We start from the raw sequence: 26287 nt of genomic DNA on the forward strand, positions 1-26287 counted from the left end.
GCGTGAAGAACCCCGCCTCGATGACCCGCCGCCATGCCCTCAAGAACCTCGCCACCGGCTCGGCCCTCGCCGCCGCCGGCGCCGCCCTCACCTCGCGTCCGGCGGTCGCGCACGAGTTGCCCGCCGAACGCATCGGCCAATACAAGCACTCCGCCTGCAAGTGGTGCTACAACAAGATGTCGCTCGAGGAGCTGTGCGATCGGGGCAAGGACGTGGGCCTGCACTCGGTGGAACTCGTATCCGTCGAGGAACTACCGATCCTTGCCGCCCGCGGCCTGGAGTGCGCGATGGTCTGGGGCGTGCCCGGCGGCATCGTCGACGGCCTCAACGAGCGCAAGAACCACGACGCGATTCACGCCTTCATGGCCGAGAAGATTCCGGCCATGGCCGAAGCCGGGCAGAAGAACATGATCGTTTTTTCCGGCAACCGCCGCGGCCTGTCGGATGCCGAGGGTCTGGAAATCTGCGCCGAGGGCCTCGACCGCATCGTGCCGATCGCCCAGGCGCACGGCGTCACGCTCTGCATGGAGTTGCTCAACTCCAAGGTGAACCACCCCGACTACCAATGCGACCGCACCCCGTGGGGGGTGCAACTTTGCGAGAAGGTCGGCTCCGAGCACTTCAAACTCCTCTACGACATCTACCACATGCAGATCATGGAGGGTGACCTCATCCGCACCATCCGTGACCACGGCAAATGGATTGCCCACTACCACACCGGCGGCAATCCCGGGCGCCATGAGTTGGACGGGCCCACCCAGGAGATCGACTACAAGGCCGTCATGCGTGCGATCGCCGAGACCGGTTACACCGGCTTCGTGGGGCAGGAATTTGTGCCGACTGAAGAGGATCCGATCGCGGCGCTCGCCCGCGCGGTGAAGCTCTGCACCGTCTGATCAAGCGGCGGCTTCCGCCCAATCCGGCCGCGGCGAAAGGCCGCGGCGTATTTATCATTAAGCCGAACGGAGGATCGGTGCAGCGCCCGAAAGACGGTCATTCCTTGTCTCTGCGGGCAATTCCGTTCCTCTTTGCCCCCCTTACCCGTGAAATTCCCTGCAATCCCCGTTCTTCTCCTGGCCAGCGCCTCCATCGCCGCGGCCGCCTTCCCGCCCTACCCGAGCTTGGAACTCGACCCCGCTGAGCAACGCCTGCCGGAGCCGGTGATGACTCCGGCTTCCGACGCGGCCGAACAGGCGATCTCCCAGTTCCGCGCCAGCGACGACTTTGAAATCAAACTCTGGGCCGCCGAACCGATGCTCTCCAACCCGGTGGCTTTTGACTTCGACGAACAGGGTCGCCTCTTCGTTTCCGAGACCCATCGCTACCGCAGCAGCGTGCTCGATATCCGCGGTTACATGCCGATCCTGGAACACGAGCTCGCCGCCCAGACGATCGAGGATCGCGTCAAGTTGATTGACAACGTGTTCGGTGACCAGGCCAAGGACCTCGAGATCGAGACCGAAGTCGTGCGCCTCGTGCAGGACACCGACGGCGACGGCGTGGCCGACACCTCCAGCGTTTTCGCCGACGGGTTCAATTCCAAGCTGGACGGCATTGCCTCGGGCGTGCTCGCCCATCGCGGTAAAGTCTGGTTCTCCAACATCCCGAGCCTCTGGCAGTTTGATACGGACGAGAGCGGCACCACCGCCACCGCGCAGCGTGAACTCATTCGCGGCTTCGGCGTGCGCTTCGGCTACACCGGCCACGATTTCCACGGCCTCATCATGGGCCCCGATGGCAAACTCTACATGAGCATCGGCGACCGCTCGACCAATGCCACCTCGAGTGTCGACGGCAGCCACGTCAAACTGCTCGACCAAGGCGCGGTTTTCCGCAGCAACCCCGACGGTTCCGAATTCGAACTCGTGGCCTGGGGCCTGCGCAATCCCCAGGAACTGGCCTTCAACCAATGGGGCGACCTCCTCACGGGCGACAACGACTGCGACAACGGCGACCTCGAGCGCCTCGTGCACGTCGTCGAAGGCGGCGACTCCGGTTGGAGCGTCGGTTACCAGTTCGCGCCGCTCGGCCGCGCCGGTCCGTGGATGAGCGAAGACCTTTGGAAACCCGATTTCCCCGGTCGCGCCGCCTACCTGCTGCCGCCGATGGCCAACATCGAGGACGGCCCCTCCGGCATCACTTACTACCCCGGCACCGGCCTCTCGCCCGCCTTCGACAACACCCTCTTCATCACCCACTTCAAAGGCTCCATCGCCCGCTCCGGCGTGCAGTCCTACAAGCTCGCCCCCAACGGAGCGTCCTATGAAGTGACCCACAGTGAGCCCTTCGTCTGGGGCATGCTGCCGACCGACGTGACCTTCGCGCCCGACGGCAAGTTCTACTTCGTCGACTGGGTGGTCGGCTGGCCCAAATCCAACATGGGCCGCGTCTACTCGTTGTCGCCCAAGCACCCGACCGCCGCCCAGCAAAACATGGCCACGGAGGTGCAGGCGCTCCTCGGTGGCGGTATCCAGAAAGCGGACACCGACACGCTCATCGCGCTGCTCGGCCATGTCGACCAACGCATCCGCACCGAAGCTCAGTTCGAGATCGTTGCACGCGGCGCGGCGCACGTTCCCGCGCTCGCCCAGATGGCCGCCGATGATTCGGCCGATCTTTTCGCCCGTCTCCACGCCGTCTGGGGCCTCGGCATGCTGCAACGAGACCACCCCCATGCCCTCGCCACGCTCGGCTTCCTGTTGGGCAATTCGACGGCCGAAGTCCGCGCCCAGGCCGCCAAGCTCGCCGGCGACCATCATTTGAACGAGCACACCCGCACGCTGGTCGCCCTCTTGGAAGACGATGCCCCGCGCGTGCGCTTCTTCGCCGCCCAGTCGCTCGGGAAGCTCGGTGACTCCGACGTGGCCGAGCCCCTCATCGAATTGCTGCGTCGCAATAACAACGCCGACGCCTACATCCGCCACGCGGCGGTTTACGCCCTGCAAAAACTCGACAACCGCAGCGTGCTCGCCGCGCACGAAGATGATGCCTCCGCCGCCGTTCGCCTCGGCGTCATCCTCACCTATCGTCGTCTGCAGGAGCCACGCATCGCCCACTTCCTCAACGACGCCGATCCCTACCTGGTGCGCGAGACCGCTCTCGCCATCAATGACGCTCCGATCAACGAGGCCCTGCCGGCACTCGCCGCCATGGCTGGTCGGGGCGACCTGGAGGACGAGGCCCTGCAACTGCGCATCATCAACGCCCGCCTCCGCGTCGGCCAAGCCGACGACGCCGAGGCGCTCGCCATCTACGCCGCCAACGCCGCCATCGCCGCCGACCTCCGCGAAGAGGCCTTGCACCAGCTCAGCACCTGGGCCGATCCCTTCCACCGCGACCGCGTGATGGGCGTCTACCGTCCGCTCGACGACCGTGACCCCGCGCCCGCCATCGCCGCCGTGGAGCGTCATCTCGAAGCCCTGCTCAGCGACGAAAACCGCGGCGTCAAGCTGGCTACTTTGGCCGCCATCGGTGAACTCAAAATCACCTCCGCCCTGCCGCGCCTGCGCACCTTGCTCGCCAGCGCCGAGGAAGACGGCGAAGTCCGCGCCACCGCCCTCGGCCTGCTCGATCAACTCGAAGACCCGCAACTGCTTGAGGCCGTCGCGGTCGCCGGCAATTCCGACGATTCCGAGCTGCGCATGGCCACGCTCCCCATTCTCGCGCGTCTCTCCCCGGAACAAGCCCTGCCCGTCCTCACCCGCATGGCCACCGACGGGGCGCCCCGCGAGCAGCAAGCGGCCTACACCGCCATTGCCGATCTGGCATCGCCCGCCGCCGCCGACCTGATCCTTGCGGGCCTGCGCCACCTGAAAGCCGGTGAAGTCCCCTACCTCGCGCAGTTTGAGCTCCTCGACGCCGCCGAAGCCTCCGCCTCACCCGAGGTGCAAACCGCCCTCGCCGACGTGAAAGCCGCTTGGGAATCCTCCGGCGACAAACTCGCTCCCTTCCGCGGCGCCATGGAAGGCGGCGACGCCCGCCGCGGCTGGCGTCTTTTTAATCAGCATCCCGTGCTGGCCTGCACCCGCTGCCACAAAGTTTACGGCGAGGGTGGCGAGGCCGGGCCGGACCTGAGCACCATCGCCGACCACCAATCGACCGAATACATCCTCGAGTCGATCATCGACCCCAACGCCGCCATCGCCGAGGGCTTCGACGTCGTTGCCTTCAATCTCAAGGACGGCGGCTTTGTCGCCGGCACCATCGCCGAGGAAACCGCGGAGAAAATCGTGGTTTGGGATGCCGCCGGCGAGAAACATGAGATCGACCCGGCCAACGTGGTCTCCCGCAACGGTGCGCCGTCCAGCATGCCGCCAATCTTCGGCATGATTCTCAAGCGGGACGAATTGCGCGATCTCATGGCTTTCATGCGCAATTTGAAGCCCCGGGAGCAGACGGGGGAAGGCGAAGGCGCCGCCCGCGCCACCCACGGCGAATAATCCTCCCGCGCAATCGAAGGTCGAGGCCGAGGCACCACGCCTCGGCCTTTTTTTGGCGTGGACTGAAAGATTTTCCGGTCGAGGCGCGTTCCAGACGGGAACGCCCGCATGGAAGACAACCCATTTCCCCCGACCTCCCGCCTGCGCGACATGGCGGTAAACGAACGCCCGCAGGAACGACTGCAGCGCTCCGGCCCCACCGCGCTCAGCGACACCGAACTCCTCGCCATGCTGCTCCGCAGCGGCACGCAGGGGCACGACGTGCTCGCCGTGGCGGAAAAGCTCCTCGCCGCCGCTGGCTCGCTTGCCGATCTGCTGAGCTGGACGGAAAAAGACTTCACCCGACTGCGTGGCATCGGTCGGGTCAAAGCGCTGCAGCTGCTGACGGTGATGGAAGTCGCCCGACGGGTCGTGGCCTCAAGCAACACGGTCGCGCCGCAACTCAGCACGCCGCAGGAGATCGCCACCTTCTGCCGACCGCACACGCTCGGCCTTGCCGTCGAGAAGTTTTGGGTTCTGTGCCTGAATCGAAAGAACCGCCTGCTTCGCCGGGTCGAAGTCACCAGCGGCACGGCAACCGCCACCTTGGTCCATCCGCGGGAGGTTTTTCGCGCCGCCATCAAAGAATCTGCCGCGGCCGTGGTTTGTGTGCACAACCACCCCAGCGGCGATCCGGCGCCGAGCGCGGCCGACGTGCGCATCACCCGCCAACTCCGCGAAGCGGCCCAGATTGTTGAGATCGACTTGTTGGACCACATCATCGTTGGCCACCCGGCGGCCGACCCCCTCGGACTCGGGCACTACAGTTTTCGCGACGCCGGCGTTATCTGAGCGGGACGCGAGAATCCCCGCATGTTTTCGCAAGAAATCGCCTTGCCACGGGGGACAGGGCGCGTTGCCTTCTCCCCCTCGCTCGGAGAGATGGCTGAGTGGTCGAAAGCGGCGCTTTGCTAAAGCGTTGAAGGTGTAACAGCCTTCCGGGGGTTCGAATCCCCCTCTCTCCGCCAGCGAGGGGAGGAACCCCAAAGGGCCCAGCCAGCCGGTCCCGCCGCGTGCACGTAGCACGAATAACCTGAGGGGAATTTTGAACCCTGCGGTATCAAACCACTCGCATGGCTCGTAGCCGGCGAAGTCCGGCAAAACGGGACGCAGAAGGGCCGCCTCCAAGGCGCCGCGCGGCCAATCCCCCTCTCTCCGCGGGCCACGAACGGGTAATCACGTTCGCACGAAGCTGTAGGTGTAGGCGAGGCGCCTGCGCCCGATCACTCCGCCGAGCCCGACGCTGGGGCGCTGCCACCGGATTCTCCGCCTGCGGCGGCCTCCTCCTCCGGTGCGCCTACCAGCACCGACAATTGCTCCTGCACGGCGATGAAAAAGGCCGGATTCAGCTCCCCCACCGGCACCTCGCAACGGGTCTTCGAACCGCGATGCTCATAAACATCCTTACTGCCATCCTCGTTGCGTCCCTTGGGACGAATCAGCCGCTTGCGCTCCAACATGAGCGCCAAAAACTGCACCAAACGCCCATCTTCCTCCGACAGCTCATTGCTCGGATCGGCCAGGGTCAGAAACAGATTCTCGGCAGTCAGTTTCAGCTCTCTTTCCGGATTTTCATTGGCCACCCGCGGCTTGAAACGCTGCACCCACCGACAGGCCAACCGACCCGGCGCCTCGAAGGACTCCTCCCGCTCCGCTTTCAAATCAAACCGGGCGATCTCCCCCGAATCCGCGAGACGCACCAGCTGACTGATGACGCGCTCATCCTCGACGAATTCTTCGCCGCTCACAAAGCAGGTGGTCGCCATGGCAGGCAGATTCAGATCCATGAACCCTTGTCTAGAGCCCGGCATTGCCGAAGCTAGCAAAAAGCCCCTGGCTTTTCCGCCTTTCCTCCTCCCTGCATGACCGGACGCACCATCATTATCGGCGACATCCACGGCTGCCACGCCGAGTTCAGCGCGCTGCTGAAGCGGCTGGCCCCGACGAGCGATGACCGGGTGGTGCTGCTGGGGGATCTGGTCAACCGGGGTCCCGACACCTTGCGGGTGCTCGACATCGCCCGGGAAATCCAAGCCACCATCCTGCTCGGCAACCACGAGCTGCGCCTGCTCGAACACCGCCGTTCCGGCTTTAAATCGAAACTCAAGGAAACCGACGCCGCCACGCTGGCCGTGTTGCGCCCGCCGGACTGGGATCTGCTCGAATCGCTGCCGCTCACCCTCCACCTGCCCGAGATCAACGTGGTCTGTGTGCACGGCGGTTTTCTCCCCGGGATCCCCTGGCAGCAACAGGACGCCGACACCGTGACCCGTATCCAAGTCGTCGATCGCGACGGTCAACCGCGCAAACGCGCCGAATGCACCGACGGCGTGCTCTGGGCCGATCTTTGGAGTGGGCCCCCTTTTGTCGTCTACGGCCACACGCCCCGCCCCGATATCTATAAACTCAAGTGGTCCGCCGGCATCGACACCGCCTGCGTCATGGGCGGCCACCTCACGGCCTACGTGCTCCCTGACCGACGCTTCGTGCAAGTGCGCGCCGCGCAGCGCTACTTCGGCTGACGCCCAGCCCCTCCCTTCCCCTATGTCTGATTCTGCTTCCGTTCCCGGCGCCCTCCTCCTCTGCCTCGACATGCAGCCGCCCTTCATCGGCGCGATCACCGACGGTGCCGTTGTGTCCCGCCGCTGTGCTCTCGCTCTGCAAGCCGCTCGCGGACTCGGGATCGCCACCGCCCTCACGGAGCAAGTCCCCGCCAAACTCGGGCCGACCAACACCTCCATCCTCGCTGCCGCCGGCCCAGACACCCCGGTTTTTGCCAAGAGCACCTTCTCCGCGCTCGCCACCGAGGAGATCAGCGCCCACCTGCGTGACCTTGAGGTGGAGCACCTGCTGCTCTGCGGCATCGAAACTCCGATCTGCGTGTATCAAACCGCGCTCGAAGCCCTCAACCAGGACATCGCCGTCACTGTGCTGAGCGACGCGATCGGTGCCCGTCGATCGGAAGACGCCGCCGCGACCCTCACCGCCCTGCGCGCGCACGGCGTGCACGTGCTGCCGCTCGAAACGGTGTTCTATGCCCTCTTGCACGACACCGCGCACCCGTTCTTCAAATCCTTTACCCAACTGGTGAAATCCCATGCCTGACGAATCCCTCCCCACCGTATCCGACCTCAAGTCCATGGGCGGCGGCCTGTCCTTCACCGCCGTCCTGCTCGTGCGCAAGGCCACCACCAAGACCGCTTCCAACGGCAACCCGTTCCTATCACTCGAGTTCGGCGACCGCACCGGGAGCTTCAACGCCAACCTTTGGAGCGATCATCCGCAATACGACCTGCTCGCCGGCGGCGCCGAGGGCAATGCCTTCCAGGTCGAAGGGCGGGTCGATTTCTACCAAGGCCGCTTCTCGCCGAAACTCGGCGCGCTCAAACCGCTCGACGAAGCCGCCCTCGAGGCTTCCGGTGCGCTCGCCGCGCTCGTGGAGGTGCCGCCGGAGGATCCGGTGGAAATGTGGCGCGAATTCGAGAGTCTCATCGAGTTTATCCAACACGACGAATTGCGCATGACGGTGCGGGGCGTGTTCGAAGAACTCGGCGACGCCTTTCGCACCGCCCCGGCCGCGACGGCCATGCATCACGCCTACCGCCACGGCCTGCTGGAGCACACCCTGCACATGGCCCGAGCCTGCAAGGCCCTCCTGCCGCTCTACCGCGAAGTCGACCCCGATCTCGCCATGGCCGGCATCCTCGTTCACGACACCGGCAAGGTCACCGAATACGAGGGCGCGCTCGGGGCGAAGCGCTCCCGCAAAGGCATCCTGCAGGGCCATGTGGTGCTTGGTTACGCCATCGTGCGCAAAGCCGGCCTGCGCGCCAAACTCGATGCCGATCGCCTGGAGCGGCTTGAACACATCGTGCTCAGTCACCAAGGCGAACCGGCCTGGGGCGCGGCCATTTACGCGGCAACCCCCGAGGCGGTGTTCGTCTCCATGATCGACAACCTCGACGCCCGCATGGGCATGGTGCAACGCGCCCTGCGCACCACCCCGGATACTGAACAATTCAGCGAACGCCTCATGGGCTTGAACAGCGCCCTGCTCGTCGAGCCCCTGCCACCGTCCGAGTAGCCCCCGGTTCAATCGCTGTCGCCGGGGTCGCTGAACCCGGTCCCGCTCTCCGGTCTCAGTCTGCCGCGGGCTCCCAGCGCACCGTCATGATCGTGCAGTCCTCCACCACGGTCCACCGGTGGTGCCAGCCTGCGCCCCAGATCACATAATCACCCGGGCGGCGCAACTCGACGACCTGAGCCGACGGCGATGAAAAATCCGCCACCCGGCTGAGCTCGACCCGAAACAGCCCGGCCGGGCTCACCAAGACCGACAGCGTCCGCCCGACGCTCACCGGTTTGTCGCCCCCACCCGGGTCGCCCGCCGCATGCCGCGCCCACTTGATCCATGGCCCGCGCGCCAAATCTTCGGGTCCGACAGAGCGCAGCGGCGAGTGAGCCTGCACGCCCTCCGCACCGCCAAACCCCACCACCCAGTCGCTGCCTCCCGTATCCAGCTCGCCGAGGTTTCCGGTTTCGATTGCGGGTGTATCCATTTTCTTAACTCAGCGACTGCACGATGCTCACTAACGGCAGGAACAGCGCAACCACGATGGTGCCCACCACGACCGCCATGATCACAACCATAATCGGTTCGAGAATCGACGTGAGCGCCGTGACCGCGTTGTCCACTTCCTCGTCATAGGTGTCCGCCACCCGCTCCAACATCGCGGGTAACTGGCCGGTCTCCTCGCCCACTTCGATCATGCTCGGCACCATGGCCGGGAATACGCCCGTCTCCTCCAGCGGCCGCGCCACGCCTTCGCCCGCCTTGACCCGCAAGCGCACCGCGTCGACCGCCTCGGCCACATGCACGTTGCCCGCGGTCTCTCGCGTGATGCGCAAGGCATCGAGAATCTGCACGCCGGAGCTCAATAAGGTGCCCAAGGTGCGGGTGAAGCGCGCGACGGCTGACTTCAGGTTCAAATCGCCGATCACCGGCAGCGCCAGCAGCGCCCGGTCCACCACCCGGGTGCCCCGCCCGGTGCCCGCCAGCCAGCGCAGCAACCCGACGCCCACCACCATCGCGATCGCGCTCACCGCCAGGTTTTGTTCCACCCAATCACTCACCGCGAGCACCGCCTGCGTGAGCGCGGGGAGCGGACGCCCTTTGAGCATGGTCGCAAAAATGCTCTCGAAGCGTGGAATCACAAAAACGATGAGCGCACTCACCACCGCGACCGCAACCGCCATGATGATGAACGGATAAGTCATGGCGGCCTTCACCTTGCCGCGAATCCGCTGCGCTTTTTCCAGAAAATCCGCGAGGCGCAGCAGCACCACATCGAGCGCGCCGCCCGCCTCGCCAGCCTTGACCATATTGAGATACAGCCGGTCAAAAAGCTTCGGATACTGCGCCAGTCCGTCCGACAAGTTGCCGCCACTGCGGATCGTATCCGCCACCCCGCCGATCGCTTGTTTGAGTGCGCCGGATCGCTGCTGCCGCTCCAAGACTTCAATCGCCCGCAGCAAAGGCATGCCCGCCTTGAGCATCGTGGCGAGCTGTCGCGTGAACAAGGTCCGCGCTTTCGGGCCGCTGGTGCCACGCGGCTTCGTCAACCGGGCCCACAGCGGAAAGGTCGCGGCGCCGCGGCGTGGTTTCCGGCCCGCGTAAGCCTGCTCCGCCTTCGCCTCCGGCGCGGTCGACAGATCGGTGGGAAACAGTCCGCGGGACTTAAGCTCCGCCGTCGCCAGCGCGACGCTGCCCGCCTGACATGAACCGCGCAGCTCCTTGCCGGTGCTGGCATCAATCGCGATGTAGGCGTAGGTCGGCATGGCGCGAAAACTCAGGTGTATTGCAGCACTTCCTCTGCCGTCGTAATGCCGGAAAGCAAGGCCGCCCAACCCGCCGCGCGCAGCGGTTGCATGCCTTCGCGCAAAGCACGCCGGCGCAGGTCAACACCCGCGGCCGCGATCACGATGTCGCCCCGCATCGTCTCGGTGATCGGCAACCATTCAAACAATCCGCTGCGCCCACGGTAGCCGCTGCCGGCGCAGCGTTCGCAGCCGCAGCCGCGGAAAAACGGCCGTCCATCGCGCAACGTTTCCGGCATCGCGAGTTCCTCCAGCAGTGCGCGGTCCGGCACGTAAGCCTCCCTGCACTGTTCACAGATCCGCCGCACCAAACGCTGCGCCAGCACGCCCGAGAGCGTTGAACTGATGAGGTAGGGCTCGACGCCCATATCGATCAACCGCGTCATCGCGCCGGGCGCGTCGTTGGTGTGCAGGGTCGCGAGCACGAGATGCCCGGTCAATGAAGCCTGAATCGCGATACGCGCAGTCTCCACGTCACGGATTTCCCCGACCATGATCACATCCGGGTCCTGCCGCAGAAAGGTGCGCAGCGCGCGATCGAAGGTCAGCCCGATGCCCGCGTTCACCGGCACCTGCATCACGCCTTCGATCTCATACTCCACCGGATCCTCGGCCGTGAGCAACTTGCGCTCCGGGTCGTTCAGTTCGCGCAGACAACTGTAGAGCGTGGTGGTCTTGCCCGAGCCGGTGGGTCCGGTGACCACCAGGATGCCGTTGGGTCGCTTGATCACATCACGCAACCCGGCCTCGATCTCCACCGGCAGACCAATCTGATTCAGCTCCAAACGCACCGCCCCTTGGTCGAGCACGCGCAGCACGATCGACTCGCCAAACTGGGTCGGTAGTGTGGACACGCGCAGGTCCACCGGTCGGCCCTTGAGGGTAATCTTGATGCGGCCGTCCTGCGGCACCCGCCGTTCGGCAATATTGAGATTGGCCAACACCTTCAGGCGCGAAGCAATCGGCAAGGCAAGGTGCAGCGGCGGCGGCGCCATTTCGTAAAGCGCGCCGTCGACCCGGTAGCGAATTTTGTAGTCCCGCTCGAAAGGCTCGAAATGCACGTCCGACGCGCCGTCTTTGATCGCCTGGGCCAGCACCAGATTGACGAAGCGGATGAGTGGCGCCTGCTCCGCCATCGCCTCGAGTTCAACCGCACTGAGGGCCGCACCGTCCTCCGCGCCATCGAGCGCGGCCACGTCGGCCAGCATGTCTTCGAGGGTCGCTTCGTCCTCTCCGTAATGCTGCTTGATAAGCGTCTCCACGCGTGCGGGATCGGCCACCACCACGCGCACGTCGCGGCCGACCGCAAAGGTCAGTTCCTCCACGAGCCGATGGTTGAAGGGATCGGTCGCCAACACCTCGACGGTCTCAGCGGTCGCGCGCACCGGCGCCACGCCGTAGGCACGGGCGAGGTCGCCGGAGATCAGACTGGCGGGTTCGCCCGGCAATTGATCGGGCGGCGTCGTTTCGCAGGGGTAGCCGAGGTGGGCGGCAATCGCCTCCAGCAATTGCGGCAGCGCGACCGTTCCTTGCGCAAGCAGCACCTCGCCCAGCGAGCGCCCGGTCGACTCGTGTTCGGCCAGCGCGGCATCCAGTTGCTCGTCAGCCACCACCTCGCTCGCGCGCAACAGGGCTTCGAGCACGTGATGGTGGGCCGCAAACATGGTCGACGTGTTTGCGGCGGGTTATCGTTGGCGGAAAAACCGGGCGTTCCGGACGCGTGTTTTGCTCAGACCTCGCTGAGCTGCATGCCCATATCGAGCAGCTTGTTGCGCATACCCTCCGGGTCCTGCGCCTTTTCCACCGCCATGTCCGGCGTGATCAATTCACGGTTCACCATGCTCATCAAATGTGTATCCATGGTGATCATACCGAGGCCCGCGCCGGTCTGAATGTCGGACGGGATGCGGAAGGTCTTGTTGTCGCGAATGAGCGAGGCGATGGAGGTCGTCGTGACCATGATTTCGTAGCCCGCGATGCGGCCACCACCGATCTTTTTGCACAGCACCTGGGAAACGACCGCGACGATCGACGAGGCGAGCTGCGTGCGGATCATGTCCTTCATGTTCGCCGGGAAGGCATCGACAATGCGGTCGATGGTCTTGGCCGCACTGTTGGTGTGCAACGTGCCGAATACCAAGTGACCGGTCTCGGCCGCACTGATGGCGGCTTCGATCGTTTCCAAGTCGCGCATTTCACCCACCAGAATGACGTCCGGATCCTGACGCAGCGCGCGACGAATGGCCTCGGCGAACGACGGCACGTCCTGTCCGATCTCGCGCTGCGTCACGATGCAGCGCTTGTGGTCGTGGTAATACTCGATCGGGTCCTCAATCGTGATGATATGCCCTTCGCGGTGCTCGTTGATGTAGTTGATCATCGAGGCCAGCGTCGTGGACTTGCCCGAGCCGGTCGGACCGGTGACCAGAATGAGCCCGCGCGGACGATAGAGCAGCTCGCGAATCTTGTCGGGCAGACCGATGTCCCGCAGGCCGAACATATGGTTGGGAATCTGGCGCAGCACGAGCCCGTAGGCGCCTTTGGCTTTGAGCACCGAGACGCGGAAACGAGCTTTGTCGAGGTAGGCGAAACCGAAGTCGGCGCCGCCCTCCAACTTTGCGGTCTGCTGGTGCGCGTCCGGCGTGATCGAAAGCATGAGCGCCTCGGTGTCGGCCGGGGTGAGATTGGGACCTTCGATCGGCACCATGCTGCCGCTCAAGCGGAGCGTCGGGGGCTGGCCCACCTGACAGTGGAGGTCGGAGGCGTTCTGCTCGACGACAAGTTCGAGCAGGTCGTTCATTTCGTAGCTCATGATCTCAGTGTGTTGGGGATACCCAACCCGTAACCCGTGGCAGCCGCCGAGCGCAACCGCGAAGGCCGGGAAAGAGCGGATTGGAAAGCATTTAACGCGTTTTTTAGTAAGAGTCGTCGGCGAGCGTGGCCGACAAGACTTCCTCCAACGTGGTGAGACCTCGGACCACCTTGGAAAGGCCGTCTTCGCGCAACGTGCGCAGGCCTGCCCGACGCGCCGCCACCCGGAGCTTGGGCAGGTCTTCCCGATCGTGGATCAGCCGGGCCAGGTCTTCGTCGACCATGAAAAACTCAAAGATCGCGATCCGACCGCGGTAGCCGGTGCCGTTGCAGTCGGCGCATCCCCGCCCTTTGCGGCAGGTCGCGCTGGCGTGATCGACCCCGTGGGCCGCAAACACTGCGCGCGCGGCTTCGCTGATCGCTTCCGGTTGCGCGCAGGCCTCACAGACGCGGCGCACCAAGCGCTGAGCCACCACCGCCCGCAACGAGTTCGCGATGAGAAAGGGTTTCACCCCGAGGTCGACCAGGCGGCTCACCGCCCCAGGCGCGTCGTTGGTGTGCAGCGTGGAAAAAACGAGGTGCCCCGTGAGCGAGGCATTGATCGCGATCTCCGCCGTTTCGCGATCCCGAATCTCGCCCACCATCACGACGTTGGGCGACTGGCGCAGCATGGCCCGTAGCGCAGCCGCAAAGGTCAACCCCACGTCGGCGCGCACCGGGACCTGGTTGACGCCGGCGAGTTGATATTCGACCGGATCCTCAACGGTGATGATTTTGCGATCGGGCCGATTGATCGCATGCAGACAGGAATAAAGCGTAGTGGTTTTGCCCGAGCCCGTTGGCCCCGTGACCAGCACCATGCCGTCGGATTGCCCGACGAGGCGGCGCACCTTTTGCTCGTCCTCCGGCAGCAGACCGAGTTCGCCGAGGTCAGGCTTCAGCCCGTCGGCATCAAGCAGGCGCATCACGATGCTTTCGCCATGAGCGGTCGGCACCGAGGAAACCCGCAAATCGATCGATCGACCGTCCAACGTCCGCTGAATGCGACCATCCTGCGGCAGGCGCTTTTCGGCGATCGACATCTCGGCCATGATCTTGGCGCGCGAAATCAAGGGCAGCTGCATGCGCTTGGGCGGCCCCTCGACTTCGAGCAATCGACCGTCGATGCGGTAGCGCACGCGGAAACGCCGTTCGAGCGGCTCAAGGTGAATATCCGAAGCCCGCCGGCGCACCGCGTCGGCAATCAGCGAGTGCAGCCGTTGAATGACCGGTGCGTCCTCCGCCCCGTCGCCATCGCTTGCCGCAATCGCGCCCGTCGACGGGGTGGCGGGTTCAATTGCGAGATCATCCGCCGCTGCGTCGCCGTAGTGGCGCCCGATCGCGGCGCGGATCTCCGAACGGGTGGCCAGCACCGCTTCCACGGGGTGACCGCAAACCAAGGCCAATTCGTCGACCGCCGCGAAGTCGTGGGCATCGGCCATCGCCACCCGCAACCTATCCCCCTGCCACTCCAAGGGCATCGCGTGATAACGCCGCGCATGCTCGACTTCGAGCAGGGCGAGAACGGAGCCCGGCACCGATCGGCCGTCGAGCCGCTCGACCGGCAAGGCAAAGGCCTCCGCCAGGAGCTCGCAAATACGCGATTCGGACAGCTTACCTTGCGCAACCAGCACCTCGGTCAGCGGCAACGGTTCGCCCGGCTCGCTGACGTGCTGAGCCTGTTGCTCACGCGCGGCGGTCAGATCCGCCTCCGAAAAACAACCCGCCCTCCGCGCCAGCTCGATAACGATGTCTGTCGCGGTGGGCATGGAGCACGGTCGGAAGCGGGTTGGCCGCGGCGCCTAGCGGTTGAGGCTCATCAGGAACTCCGCGTTGGACTTCGTCTTGCGGAGTCGGGTGATGAACATCTCCATCGCCTCGACCGGCGGGATACCCTGCATCGCGCGACGCAGCCCGTAGACGCGCTGCATTTCGTCGGGGTGGTAGATGAGTTCCTCTTTGCGCGTGCCGGAGCGGTCGATGTTGATCGCCGGGAAGATGCGCTTGTCGGAAAGACCGCGGTCGAGGTGCAGCTCCATGTTACCGGTGCCCTTGAACTCCTCGAAGATCACCTCGTCCATGCGGCTGTTGGTGTCGATGAGGGCGGTGCCGAGAATGGTCAGCGAGCCCCCGCCCTCGATGTTGCGGGCCGAACCAAAGAAGCGCTTCGGCTTCTGCAACGCGGTCGCCTCGATACCACCGGACATGATCTTGCCGGAGTTGCCCGCCAGCGCATTGTAAGCGCGGGCCAGACGCGTGATCGAATCCAACAGGATGACCACATGTTGGCCGAGTTCGACCAGACGGCGGGCCTTTTCGATCACCATCTCAGCGGCGTGAACGTGATTGGTCGGCGCCTCATCAAAGGTCGACGAAACCACCTCGCCCTTGGTGTGGCGGCGGAAATCGGTCACTTCTTCCGGACGTTCGTCGATCAGCAACAGGATCAACTTGGTGTCGGGATGGTTGTGCGAAATCGAGTTCGCCATGTTCTGCATCAGCACCGTCTTGCCGGTGCGCGGCGGCGCGACGATGAGGCCGCGTTGCCCGAATCCCGTCGGCGTGAGCAGGTCGACGGCGCGCATCGAAATGTCCTTATGCACGCCGGTCGCTTCCATCATGATGCGCTGCAGCGGGTAGTAGGGTTCGAGCTCCTCGAACGGCGTCACGCCAGCGGCCAACTCCGGTTCGCGGCCCATGACCGATTCGATGCCGATGACCACCGGGCAACGCTCGCCGGCCGCCGGCGGGCGCACAATGACTTCTACTTCGTGGCCGCGCTTGAGCCCGTAACGCTTCACCAGCGAGGCGGGCACGTAGGCGTTCTCCGGATACAGGCGGTAGGACACGTGCTTGTGCACCACAAAACCGTAACCGTCATCGGTCATGTCCAGCCAACCGTGGTCCCACATGGGGAGCTGCTTCTCGGCGGCGGTGCGGAAGATCGCCTCCAGCCATTGGCGGCGACCGGGCACCCCTTCGATGCTGGCCCCCAGAGCGGCGCCGCGGGTGCCGAGCTCGGCGATGCCGAGCGGGTAAAGGGCCTCGAGATTGATGGGCGGCAGTTTGGACTCGCGCACGGCCTGGGCGGCACTGTCGAGGGCGGCGAGGTCGTCAAAGCCATCGCGGTCCGGCAGGTCGCCGAGCTTCACTTCCTCCATGCCGGGCGGCAGTGGCTGGGGCGGAGGGCGGTCCTTGGGATCACCCTTCTTCCACTTGCCCTTCTTGCCGCGCTTTCCCTTGCGGTCCTTCTTGTTTTTCCACCACGGGCCCTCGTCGCCATCGCCGGAACCACCGTTGTCGGAACCGCCTTCATCGTGATCGCGATCACGATCGCGCCCGCGACCGTTGCCGGAATCGCCGCGGGATTCCTCACGCGGGGGGCGTGCTTCCGCCGGGGCGGAGGAGTCGTCACCGTCTTTTTCCGCCGACGCCGGTTTGGGCGCCTCGGTCGCAGTCGGCTTGGCTTCCGCGGCGACGGGAGCCGACGCTTCTGCCGCCGATGGCTCCTTGGCGGGCTGAGCACTGGCCTCGTCGGGCTTCGGCTTGCGGCCGCGGGAGCGGCTGCGGGCACTGCGTTCGCCGCGGGTTGGTTGATTGGCCTCGGCGGCAGCATCACTGCCCCCCGTCTCGCCACCGCCGGTGGGAGCGCCTTCACCCAAATTCAACTCACCGGTTTCCGCGCTGGCCGCCGTTTTGCGGCTCCGGCTGGCGGTGGTCTTCTTGGTCGTCGTGCGCGCGCGCTTGACGGTTTTTTTCTTGGCCGGGACTTCTGCGGAGGAGTCTTCGCCGACGGGATTTACGGATTCGTCCATGGGGGAGATAAAGGGAGAGAAGAAATACAGGCGGCGCGCCCGACTTGCGCTCAGTTGACTTCCCGCAGAGAGCAGAGTCGCTCGTGGAGGGAATCGATCTGTTCCCGCAGGAACGGGAGGGAGCCGTCGTTCCACAGCACCAGATCGGCTAAGGCGAGTTTTCGCGCCAGTGGCAGTTGCTTCGAAATACGTTGCCCGGCAAGCGCATGGGGAACTCCGCGCTGGGTCAACCGGGCGAGCTGAACGTCGGCACTTGAGGCGACGCAGACGATGAAATCAAACCAATTCTCCAAGGCCTTTTCGAACAGCAGTGGCACCTCGATCAGCCAATGCTGGCCGGGTTCACGACGCAACAGATCACGCCACCGGGCGTAGAGCCGCGGGTGAACCCACGACTCAAGCACCGCCAGTTCCGTGTCATCGGCGAAGACCTGAGCCGCCAAGGCCCGCCGGTCCAATTCGCCATCGGCGCCGATCACCTCCGCCCCCCAGCGGCTTCGCGCCGACGAAATCACCACCGGATCGCGCAGAATTTCCTCACGAACCAGCGCATCTGAGTCGATCAGACGGTAACCGTGATCGGCTAAGTGTTTCGCTGCGGTGGATTTTCCGCAGCCCATGCCTCCAGTGATCCCGACGATCATGGCCGCCTCCCTGCTTGGGGTGGCATAAATGAGCTTGCCCGTTTTTCTCGCAATTTATTTACAAACGAAACCCCGCGTCCGATTTAACCAACCCGTTTGCATAGTCCCATGTTTCCTGATGTCGACACCCGAGACGCGGACGCCGTGAAAGCCGCGATCCGCCATCTGCTGGTCGACGCCTTTCCGGAAAGTGACGCCGCGCTGTTCGAGGAAACGTTCGATATGGTCCGGGCCATGTTCGAGGGACGGTTTCCCGGGTTCCGCCAGATCGACGTCCGGTATCACGATTACCAACACACCTTGCAGGCCTCGCTTTGCATGGCGGAGCTGATGAACGGTTTCGTGGTGCACGGTGGGCAACCTTCAATCACGGAACGCGAGTTTCAACTCGGCCTCGTGGCGGTGTTGCTGCACGACTCCGGCTACCTCAAGACCGACGCCGACGGCGACGGCAGCGGCGCCCGCTTCACCTACGCGCACGTGTTGCGCAGTTGCGCGGTCGCGGCGTCCCACCTGCCCAAGTTTGGCGTGCGCTTCCCCGAACTCTCGACGGTGATGGGCGCGATCCGCTGCACCGGGCCGGACGCCAAGATCAATCAGCTCTACTTTAGCCGCCCGCAGGACCGTCTTCTGGGCGCTTTCGTGGCGACCGCCGACTACCTTGGCCAGATGGCCGCGGTCGACTACCCGGACGAACTCGGCATTCTGTTCGACGAGTTCAAGCAGTCCGACGACTACCTGCAGGTGCCACTCTCGGAGCGCTTGTTCAAAACGCCAGAAGACCTCGTCGCCAAGACCCCCGCGTTTTGGAAACACGTGGTGCTGCCCAAGCTCGATAACGAGTTCGGGCAAGTCTATGGTTACTTGGCGCGCCCCTACCCGGCGGGTCCGAATCCCTATCTCGACGCCATTGAACGCAACGTGGATATCATCGCCGGCTTGCCCACCAGCAAGTCAGCCTGACCTCCCGTTCACCCACCGTCCAACCACCGCCGCGGGACTGGCCTGCCCGCCCAGTCTGCCCGTCCATGCTCGCGACCATCCACTCCGCCGCGCTTCAAGGCATCGAAGCCGCGCTGGTGCACGTCGAGGTCAACGCCGGCGAGACCGGTGCTCCCGAAACCGTCATCGTCGGCCTGCCCGACGCGGCCGTGAAGGAGTCCCGCGATCGCGTCAGCTCCGCCCTGACCAACAGCGGCTTCGAAAAACCGCGCACCCGCACCACCATCAACCTCGCCCCCGGCCACCTTCGCAAGGAAGGGCCCTGTTACGACCTGCCCATCGCCCTCGGCCTGCTCGCCGCGACTTCGCGTCTTCAGGCCCAACGGCTCGATGACTATCTCATTGCCGGCGAACTCAGCCTTTCCGGCGCCACCCGCCCTATCCGCGGCGCTCTCGCGATCGCGCGACTGGCCCGCCAACTGGGCAAGCGCGGAGTCCTGCTCCCCGCCGGCTCCGCCGCCGAGGCCGCGCTGGTCGAAGAACTGGAGGTGCATGCGGTGGAGTCGCTCGACCAAGCCTTTCGCTTTCTGGCCGGCATGATCGAACTTCCCGTGGCCACGCCGCTCCAGACCGCCGCCGCGGCGCCGGCCAACGTGCCCGACTTCGCGGACGTCAAAGGCCAACACGCCGTGCGCCGCGCCATCGAGGTCGCGGTCGCCGGCGGGCACAACATTCTGATGATCGGCCCCCCGGGATCCGGCAAATCGATGATCGCCAAACGCGTCCCTTCAATCATGCCGCCACCTTCACTGGACGAGGCCCTGGAAATTCTCAGTATCCAATCGGTCACGACACCCTCCGGCGGAGATGGAGCGCAACCGTTCGGGCAACGCCCGGTGCGCAGCCCGCACCACACCATCTCCGACGTCGGCCTGCTGGGCGGTGGCACCATCCCCGGTCCCGGCGAAGTCTCCCTCGCCCATCACGGGGTCCTGTTCTTGGACGAGTTGCCCGAGTTCAAACGCAGCGCCCTCGAGGTCCTGCGCCAACCCTTGGAAGACGGCCGGGTCACCATTTCCCGCAGCGCGGGCAAGATCACCCTGCCCTGCGCCTTCATGTTGGTCAGTGCCATGAACCCCTGCCCCTGCGGCTACTTGGGCGACACCACCCATACCTGCCGCTGCACGCCCGCGCAGGTGCAGCGCTACCGAGCCCGCGTCTCCGGCCCCTTGCTCGATCGCATTGACCTGCACGTTGAGGCTCCGGCGGTGTCGGTCGGCGATTTGCGGGCCGCCCAACCCGGCGAGCCCTCCGCCGCAATGCGGGCGAGAATCGTGCATGCCCGCCAGCGGCAGGCTGCGCGACTCGGGAGTGGAGCCACCACCTGTAACGCGCGTATGAGTCACCCCGAGTTGCGACGCCACGCGCCGATCTCGCGAGAACTGGGCGACCTGCTCGAGCGCGCCATGCAGCAGCTTTCCCTTTCCGCCCGCGCCTACGATCGTATCCTCAAAGTTGCCCGCACCATCGCCGACCTCGCCGATGCTGAACATATCGCGGCTCCCCATTTGCTCGAAGCGATCCAATACCGCAGTCTCGATCGATCGCTGGCTGGCTAATCTCGGCCCCATCCGCTTTGCTCGACTCCTCTCCCCTATGAAATTCTCGCCTTCGCCCCTCATTACCTGTGCGGTTGCGCTCCTCGCGCCACTGGGTTCGTTCGCTCAAAATGCCAATTGGCAGTCGCTTTTTGACGGCAAGTCCCTCTCCGGTTGGCAGGCCAACGAGAACCCCGGCACTTGGACCGTCGAGGACGGCGCCCTGGTTTCCCGTGGCGATCGCTCCCACCTCTTCTACGTGGGCGAGGTCAACGGGCATAGTTTCAAAAACTTTGAGTTCTCCGCCGAGGTCATGACGACCCCGGGGTCCAACTCCGGCATCTACATCCACACCAAACTCGCCCCCGATCCCTGGCCCACCACCGGCTACGAATGCCAGGTCATCAACTCAACCCGCCCGCCCGCGAAACCGGATGACTACGTCGAACGCAAGATGACCGGCTCGATCTACGCCGTGCGCAACAACTGGCGCTCGCCCGTCGCCGACAACGAGTGGTTTGAATACCGCATCAAGGTCGTGGGCCGCACCATCCAAACCTTCATCAACGGCGAATTGATCTGCCAATACACCGAGGGTTCCCAGCATTGGCGCGCCAACGACAAGAAAGCCCGCCGCCTATCCGCCGGCACCTTCGCCCTGCAGGGCCACGATCCGGGCAGCGTTGTCCGCTACCGCAAACTGCGGGTGCGCGTCCTGCCCGCCGATGAACCTTCTTTGGAAGTCCCGCTGCAGGACCTCGAACTGGATGAGCTGATCAGCCGCCTTTCCGACCAAAACTTCCCCCTCATCGACTTCGGCGTCACTGCCAACTCCGCCGCCCAGGAAGCCGCCCAATTGGAAGCCGCCCGCCGGCTCGGATTCACCCTGTCCTATTCCATTGGTGAGCGCGCCAAACTCGACCACCTCGCCGCCCGCGGCACATTGGCCCTGTTCAACGACCGCAATGGTCCGCCCTCCGTCGCCCAACTCAAAGCCGCCAAAGCGGCCGGCCTGCGCATCGCCTTCAGCTCAGGCGGCACCCCGCGCTTGCAACCCGAGCGCATCAAGGCCCGCCTCCAAGCGATCCTCGACGCCGGCCTCAGCTGGCGCGACCTCTGGGCGCCCTAGCCCAAGAGGCGCACCGACATCCTTGTCTGTGCACGCTGTCACCTCGCGGGGCACAATCATCCTGGTTCCAAAACCACAAAACCCCCGGTCGTTTGACCGAGGGTTTCGAAAGTGGTGGTGAGAGGTGGATTGGTTGGCCTAGCGGCCAAGGGCTGCGCCCTCGCAGCTGCGCTGCGCCCCTTCTCCGCTCCGCCGCTCGCGGCTCCGCTCCGTCGAACCAAGGTTCTCATCCACCTCTCGCGGGGCACAATCATCCTGGTTCCAAAACCACAAAACCCCCGGTCGTTTGACCGAGGGTTTCGAAAGTGGTGGTGAGAGGTGGATTCGAACCACCGTAGGCGGATGCCAGCAGATTTACAGTCTGCCCTCGTTGGCCACTTGAGTATCTCACCGTGAGGGAACGGCGTAGTTCACGGGCGAAGGCCCAAAGTTCAAGGGATTTTTTTCATCATTCTCCTTTCAGGCGAAAAACGTTCCCGTTTGACCCGTCGCCGCCCGCGTTTCACCTCCTCGTTCTCCTCGTAGCCCCAACGAGTTAAGCTCTGTCCCCCCCCCCCAAAGTCATGCCGTCTCCCGCATCTCCGCCTCCCGGTCGTGTCCTGCGCCAGCTCAAGAGCGGCTATTGGGATTCCACCGAGCTTCTCGAGATGCCGGACGGATCCCGTCGAGTCCGCAAACACAACAAATCCGCCACCACCACCGCCGGCCCTTGGGGCGCTGAGTCGCTGCGTCGCGAAATCCGCTTTCTGCAACAACTGGAGCCCACTGCCGCGCGCCACTTTCCCCCGGTCCTCGCCGCATGGGATTCGGACGGAAATATCGGCTACGATATGCCGTTTTACGCCGCGCATCGCGACGCCGGCGCCCACGCGGCCAATGCCGCCGATCTTTTGCCACAGTCGGAGATCGACGACTTTCAATCCCAACTCGCCCAAGCCGTCGTCGGCGACCTCCATAAAGGAAGCACCTCGCCGGCGCCGCTGTCGGAGCATTTTCATCAAACCGTAACCGAGGCACTCGCGGGCCTGACGACCGACCCCACCCTACCTCCCCTGTTGGAAGCTTCCATGATCCGGCTCAACGGCGACGACGTTGCCGGACCTCGGGCTGCGTGGAACACCATTCGCAACCACTCGGACCTGCTGCCCCAGCTCGACGCCAGCCCTGCGGTCCGCCTGCACGGAGACTTTTTCCTCGAGAACCTGCTCTGGCGTCGGGCATCAACCGCAGCCGTGCCGCCGGACGATACGATCCCGGCATTGCGACTCATCGATCCCGTTTCGGTCGCCGGAATCAGCGTCGGCCCCGCCCTCTTCGACTTGGTCAAATACGTGTCCTACGCCACCGGCGAACTGCTCGCCCTGCGCTCCGAGTGGGTTCACGTTACGGGCTTCGACGACGACGCCTTGGATTTCACCTACGCGGTGGACTGGAACGCGCCGGGTCTGTCGCCCTTCGGCGACCGCAACTGGTATCAGGTTTTTCGTGACGCTTTCATCGCGCGCCACGGCGTGCCGGATCCCGCACTCTACCCGCTCATCGACGGCTACTTCAGTATGGCCATGGCGCTAAACACGCGCGGCCAACAGCGTCAGGCCCGCCTCCTCAAGGCGACGTGGGAGTTTCATCGGGCACTGCAGGCGGCGCGGGCGTAGGCGCCATCAGCGCGCGGGCCTCCGCCAAGAGCCGCTCCCACTGCAGCGCCGGCCCGGGGTCGACTTTGTTGCGCTGAATATGGAAATGCCCCAGCACCCCGCCAAAGGACCGCCATGCCTCCGCCTCCATCGTGCTGGTGAGCACCGCGCCGTCAGCAGCCCGCGGCACCTCGCAACGGATCTTCGGGAAAACCGTGCACAAGGCCGCGGTGAGTTTGGCCAGGGCCGTGTATTGCGCCGGCGTAAGGTCATACTGGTAAAACGTCTCCCCGTGAATCGGACCGGCGATCATATCGGGTCGATCGGGCCGCAGCGCGGCCGCCGGGTTTCGCAATGCCTCCGGATGCGCGTCGGCCGGGATCCGCAGCTCGGCCTTCCCGTCTTCCGACATCGCATACCATTGCAGCAGAGGCTTTGCCCCGGAGTCCGGATAGGCGCCGATATTCGCGATTTCGATGCCAATCGACCGGCTGTTTGCGATCGTCGCATGCCAAGCCCGTTCCTTGAGATCGAGCGTTTGATAGATCGTGCCATCCACATCCAACATGAAGTGGATGCTCAGCCCACGATCGTCGTGCAGCCGCTCAAAACAACGACGGCTCGTTCCACTCGCATCGTAGTGCAGCACGAACTGATCAACGACGTCCTGCAGCAAGGGCAGCTCCCAACCGCCACCGCGAACGCGCTCGATTTGCGCCGCCGTGAGCACGGCCTCGCGAACCCCGTAACGGTTCGGAGTCGAAAGCTGCGGATTGGCGGCATGGCTCTGCGGCCAGTCTGCCTCCGCCCATGGCGCGAAGCGCCGCTCCACCCGATAACCGTCGTAACCACCGGGGTCCGTCCAAAGCACCACCGGAGTCCCAATGTGAAACAATTGCCCCGCCACCATGATCTCGTCGCCGGCACGCGCCAACCGCGTCCCGGGGAACGGAACGGGCGGTTCAACCGGGGCCACCTCAGCCTCGACGATCTCCTCCACGACGACAACCGGCTCGGGCTCAACCTTCACCTCAACGACTGGCTCAACGGCCTGCGGTGGCGGTGGCGGCGGCTCAGGCACCGTCTCACACCCTGCCCAGCAGAGTGCGCTCAACAAAAGGCAGACGTTTCTCAGCCACGCCATGACGGAATCACTCCGCCGCCGGAGGCTGGGCGATGAAACGATCGAAGCGGGCCAGAACCTTTTCTTTGCCAAGGACGCGGAATATCTGGGTCAGCCCCGGCCCGGCGTTGGTGCCCGTCGTGGCCAGTCGGGCCACAGCTTGGTAATCGCCGAACCCGCGCCCCTGCGCTTCGGCGAAGGCTTTGATCGCCTCTTCGACCGCGGTCTCATCAGCGAGATCAAGATCGCCCGCCAGCAGGTCACGCAGCTCGCGCAAGCGATCCAGGGGTTCGCCTTTCTTCAGCACCTTCTTCACCGCCTTGTCGTTCCATGGAAAGTCCTCCGTAAAGAAATACACCGTGTAGTCCGGCAGTTCATCGATGGCCTTCACCTTGGGCTGACTGATCGCGATCACATCGGCAAAGTAGGCTTCGTCCGCCGCCGCCATGACGGCGGCGTTAGCCTCAGTCTGGCCGAAGAACTGCCGCGCCCGGGCCAGATAATCGGCGGCCGGCAGCTCCAGCAGATACTGCATGTTCATGTGCGCCATCTTGCGGTCATCAAAGCGCGCATTGCTTTGGTTTACCCCGGGGAAATCGAAGCGCTCGATGATCTCACTGATCGGCATCTTCTCGCTGTCGTCCTTGGGGTTCCAGCCCAGCAAGCAGAGGAAGTTGACCACCGCCTCCGGCAAGTATCCGCGCTGCTGATACTCCTCAATGAGCGCCCCCTGGTCGCGCTTCGACATTTTACCCGGCCCGTCCTGCTTGAGGATGAGCGGGATGTGGGCAAAGGTCGGCAGCGGTGCACCGAAGGCCTTGAAGAGCTCGGTGTGTTTGCTGGTGTTGGACAGGTGGTCTTCGCCGCGAATCACGTGCGTCACGCCCATGGAGATGTCGTCGACGACGTTCACAAAGTGGAACACCGGGTTCCCATCGGAGCGGATGATCACGAAGTCCTTCTCCTCCGTGCGCTCAACCCGGCCGCGAATGGCATCCTCGATGATCTGCGGCTCGCCGGAGATCTTGAACCAAGTCGCACCGTCCTGCTCATAAACGCGCCCCGTGGCGCGGAGTTTTTCCAAATATTCGGCGTAAACGTGGGCCCGCTCGCTCTGGCGATAGGGGCCAAAATCACCGCCAACCTGCGGCCCCTCGTCCCAATTGAGACCGAGCCAGCGCATGCTCTCGTAGATCACATTGAGGAAGGCCTCGCTGTTGCGCTCCTTGTCGGTGTCCTCCACGCGCAGGATGAAGGTGCCGCCCGTGTGGCGGGCATAGAGCCAGTTGAACAGGGCGGTGCGGGCACTGCCGATGTGGAAGAACCCCGTGGGACTGGGAGCGAAACGAACGCGGACTTGGGACATGGGAGGAAAAACGCGGCTTGAGACAGACGAGACCCGCCAACAAGAACGTCCGCGTGTCTGCTGTCAAAACCTGCCCTTTGGACCCCGCCCAATTCATGAACGACTTCCGGGCAGAGGCACTGCGGCAGGGCTTCGTCGAGGAACCGCTGACCGAAGTCGGCAGCGTCCCCCTCTTCGCCTACTCCAAACGCCCTCGCCCACCCCGCGCCCATCGGCCCCGCATCTACCTCTCCTGTGGCGTGCACGGCGACGAACCCGCGGCCCCGCTGGCCTTGTTGCAGCTGTTGCGCGACGGCGTCTTTGACCAACGCGCCACGTGGTTGCTGGTGCCCATGCTCAACCCCACCGGCTTCACCGCCGACCGCCGGGAGAACGACGAAGGCATCGACCTCAACCGCGACTACAAATCACCACAATCGGTCGAAGTCGCCGCGCACGTGCGGTGGCTGGAACGCCAACCCAACTTCGATCTCGCCCTGTGCCTGCACGAAGATTGGGAGGCAACCGGGTTTTACCTCTACGAACTCAATACGACCTCCACGCGCGGCCACGCCCGCGCACTCCGCGCCGCCGGTTTGGAGAAACTGCCGATCGATCCGGCCGAAGTGATTGACGGACGCCCGATCGACGAGCCAGGCATCATCCGACCGGAATCAGACCCGGCGCTGCGCGAGCAATGGCCGGAAGCCATTTACCTGCGCCGCCATCACACCGACCTGTGCTATACGATCGAGACGCCGAGCGCGCGGCCGATGGCCGCCCGCGTCGACACTCACGTCGCAATCGCTCGCCGCGCGATTGATTGCACGGCGAGCTGAGCGCGCGGAACTC

The 26287-nt window shown here is 64.6% G+C and carries 21 protein-coding genes and 2 tRNA genes; 12 read left to right on the forward strand and 11 right to left on the reverse strand.

Annotated elements, in window-relative coordinates:
- Nucleotides 1-2 precede the first annotated feature (2 nt).
- The 4 genes from AC0MRV_RS16165 (at nt 3) to AC0MRV_RS16180 (ending at nt 5446) form a co-directional block, all read left to right on the forward strand.
- Complete coding sequence (locus tag AC0MRV_RS16165) at nt 3-896, forward strand: hydroxypyruvate isomerase family protein (RefSeq protein WP_472765536.1); 894 nt, start codon at nt 3-5, stop codon at nt 894-896.
- 147 nt (nt 897-1043) lie between these two features.
- Nucleotides 1044-4439, forward strand: a complete 3396-nt coding sequence (locus AC0MRV_RS16170; protein ID WP_472765537.1) for a DUF7133 domain-containing protein — start codon at nt 1044-1046, stop codon at nt 4437-4439.
- A 108-nt stretch (nt 4440-4547) separates the two neighbouring features.
- A complete protein-coding gene (gene radC / locus AC0MRV_RS16175; protein ID WP_472765538.1) occupies nt 4548-5270 on the forward strand; it encodes a RadC family protein in 723 nt (240 codons plus the stop codon).
- An 84-nt stretch (nt 5271-5354) separates the two neighbouring features.
- Nucleotides 5355-5446, forward strand: a tRNA-Ser gene (locus tag AC0MRV_RS16180).
- A gap of 255 nt (nt 5447-5701) precedes the next feature.
- Here the strand turns inward: AC0MRV_RS16180 and AC0MRV_RS16185 are convergent.
- Nucleotides 5702-6265, reverse strand: coding sequence for a hypothetical protein (locus AC0MRV_RS16185; protein WP_472765539.1), 564 nt, complete (start codon nt 6263-6265; stop codon nt 5702-5704).
- A 75-nt stretch (nt 6266-6340) separates the two neighbouring features.
- On the opposite strand from AC0MRV_RS16185, the gene AC0MRV_RS16190 reads away from it, so the two are divergent.
- From AC0MRV_RS16190 to AC0MRV_RS16200, 3 genes are read left to right on the forward strand one after another with little or no spacing between them, the layout of a single operon-like run.
- Nucleotides 6341-7000, forward strand: coding sequence for a metallophosphoesterase (locus tag AC0MRV_RS16190; protein ID WP_472765540.1), 660 nt, complete (start codon nt 6341-6343; stop codon nt 6998-7000).
- Between the two features lie 22 nt (nt 7001-7022).
- Nucleotides 7023-7583: an isochorismatase family protein gene (locus tag AC0MRV_RS16195; RefSeq protein ID WP_472765541.1), complete on the forward strand. Its 561-nt coding sequence runs from the start codon at nt 7023-7025 to the stop codon at nt 7581-7583.
- On the forward strand, nt 7576-8562 hold the full coding sequence (locus tag AC0MRV_RS16200; protein WP_472765542.1) for a 3'-5' exoribonuclease YhaM family protein: 987 nt from the start codon (nt 7576-7578) through the stop codon (nt 8560-8562). The genes AC0MRV_RS16195 and AC0MRV_RS16200 overlap by 8 nt, the downstream gene beginning before the upstream one ends.
- 55 nt (nt 8563-8617) lie before the next feature.
- On the opposite strand, the gene AC0MRV_RS16205 is transcribed toward AC0MRV_RS16200, so the two are convergent.
- The 7 genes from AC0MRV_RS16205 to coaE form a co-directional block, all read right to left on the reverse strand.
- On the reverse strand, nt 8618-9037 hold the full coding sequence (locus AC0MRV_RS16205) for a hypothetical protein (protein WP_472765543.1): 420 nt from the start codon (nt 9035-9037) through the stop codon (nt 8618-8620).
- A 4-nt stretch (nt 9038-9041) separates the two neighbouring features.
- The gene (locus tag AC0MRV_RS16210; protein WP_472765544.1) at nt 9042-10316 is read right to left on the reverse strand and encodes a type II secretion system F family protein; all 1275 of its coding nucleotides are present in this window, start codon (nt 10314-10316) and stop codon (nt 9042-9044) included.
- Between the two features lie 11 nt (nt 10317-10327).
- The gene (locus AC0MRV_RS16215; protein ID WP_472765545.1) at nt 10328-12019 is read right to left on the reverse strand and encodes a GspE/PulE family protein; all 1692 of its coding nucleotides are present in this window, start codon (nt 12017-12019) and stop codon (nt 10328-10330) included.
- A 65-nt stretch (nt 12020-12084) separates the two neighbouring features.
- Nucleotides 12085-13167 carry a type IV pilus twitching motility protein PilT gene (locus AC0MRV_RS16220; RefSeq protein WP_472765546.1) on the reverse strand — a complete coding sequence of 361 codons (1083 nt, stop codon included), beginning with the start codon at nt 13165-13167 and terminating at the stop codon, nt 12085-12087.
- A gap of 103 nt (nt 13168-13270) precedes the next feature.
- Nucleotides 13271-14974 (reverse strand): GspE/PulE family protein, encoded by a 1704-nt coding sequence (locus AC0MRV_RS16225; RefSeq protein ID WP_472765547.1) that lies wholly within the window; start codon nt 14972-14974, stop codon nt 13271-13273.
- A gap of 33 nt (nt 14975-15007) precedes the next feature.
- Nucleotides 15008-17020: a transcription termination factor Rho gene (gene rho, locus AC0MRV_RS16230; RefSeq protein ID WP_472765548.1), complete on the reverse strand. Its 2013-nt coding sequence runs from the start codon at nt 17018-17020 to the stop codon at nt 15008-15010.
- A 50-nt stretch (nt 17021-17070) separates the two neighbouring features.
- Entirely contained in the window at nt 17071-17664 is a 594-nt protein-coding gene (gene coaE / locus AC0MRV_RS16235) for a dephospho-CoA kinase (RefSeq protein ID WP_472765549.1), read from the reverse strand.
- Nucleotides 17665-17772: 108 nt separating this feature from the next.
- On the opposite strand from coaE, the gene AC0MRV_RS16240 reads away from it, so the two are divergent.
- From AC0MRV_RS16240 to AC0MRV_RS16250, 3 genes are all read left to right on the forward strand, one after another.
- The gene (locus AC0MRV_RS16240) at nt 17773-18627 is read left to right on the forward strand and encodes a hypothetical protein (protein ID WP_472765550.1); all 855 of its coding nucleotides are present in this window, start codon (nt 17773-17775) and stop codon (nt 18625-18627) included.
- A 65-nt stretch (nt 18628-18692) separates the two neighbouring features.
- The gene (locus tag AC0MRV_RS16245; protein ID WP_472765551.1) at nt 18693-20225 is read left to right on the forward strand and encodes a YifB family Mg chelatase-like AAA ATPase; all 1533 of its coding nucleotides are present in this window, start codon (nt 18693-18695) and stop codon (nt 20223-20225) included.
- Between the two features lie 37 nt (nt 20226-20262).
- Complete coding sequence (locus tag AC0MRV_RS16250) at nt 20263-21333, forward strand: 3-keto-disaccharide hydrolase (RefSeq protein WP_472765552.1); 1071 nt, start codon at nt 20263-20265, stop codon at nt 21331-21333.
- A gap of 306 nt (nt 21334-21639) precedes the next feature.
- Here the strand turns inward: AC0MRV_RS16250 and AC0MRV_RS16255 are convergent.
- Nucleotides 21640-21725, reverse strand: a tRNA-Tyr gene (locus AC0MRV_RS16255).
- 171 nt (nt 21726-21896) lie between these two features.
- On the opposite strand from AC0MRV_RS16255, the gene AC0MRV_RS16260 reads away from it, so the two are divergent.
- The gene (locus AC0MRV_RS16260) at nt 21897-22988 is read left to right on the forward strand and encodes a phosphotransferase (protein WP_472765553.1); all 1092 of its coding nucleotides are present in this window, start codon (nt 21897-21899) and stop codon (nt 22986-22988) included.
- On the opposite strand, the gene AC0MRV_RS16265 is transcribed toward AC0MRV_RS16260, so the two are convergent.
- Both AC0MRV_RS16265 and AC0MRV_RS16270 read right to left on the reverse strand, forming a co-directional pair.
- Nucleotides 22939-23997 (reverse strand): N-acetylmuramoyl-L-alanine amidase, encoded by a 1059-nt coding sequence (locus AC0MRV_RS16265; RefSeq protein ID WP_472765554.1) that lies wholly within the window; start codon nt 23995-23997, stop codon nt 22939-22941. The two genes, AC0MRV_RS16260 and AC0MRV_RS16265, sit on opposite strands and share 50 nt — an antisense overlap.
- 121 nt (nt 23998-24118) lie before the next feature.
- Complete coding sequence (locus AC0MRV_RS16270) at nt 24119-25456, reverse strand: glutamate--tRNA ligase (protein WP_472765555.1); 1338 nt, start codon at nt 25454-25456, stop codon at nt 24119-24121.
- A 95-nt stretch (nt 25457-25551) separates the two neighbouring features.
- On the opposite strand from AC0MRV_RS16270, the gene AC0MRV_RS16275 reads away from it, so the two are divergent.
- Complete coding sequence (locus tag AC0MRV_RS16275; RefSeq protein WP_472765556.1) at nt 25552-26274, forward strand: M14 family metallopeptidase; 723 nt, start codon at nt 25552-25554, stop codon at nt 26272-26274.
- Nucleotides 26275-26287 lie beyond the last annotated feature (13 nt).

The organism is Actomonas spartinae (assembly GCF_051209155.1).
In the GTDB taxonomy this organism is placed as follows: Bacteria; Verrucomicrobiota; Verrucomicrobiia; order Opitutales; family Opitutaceae; genus Actomonas.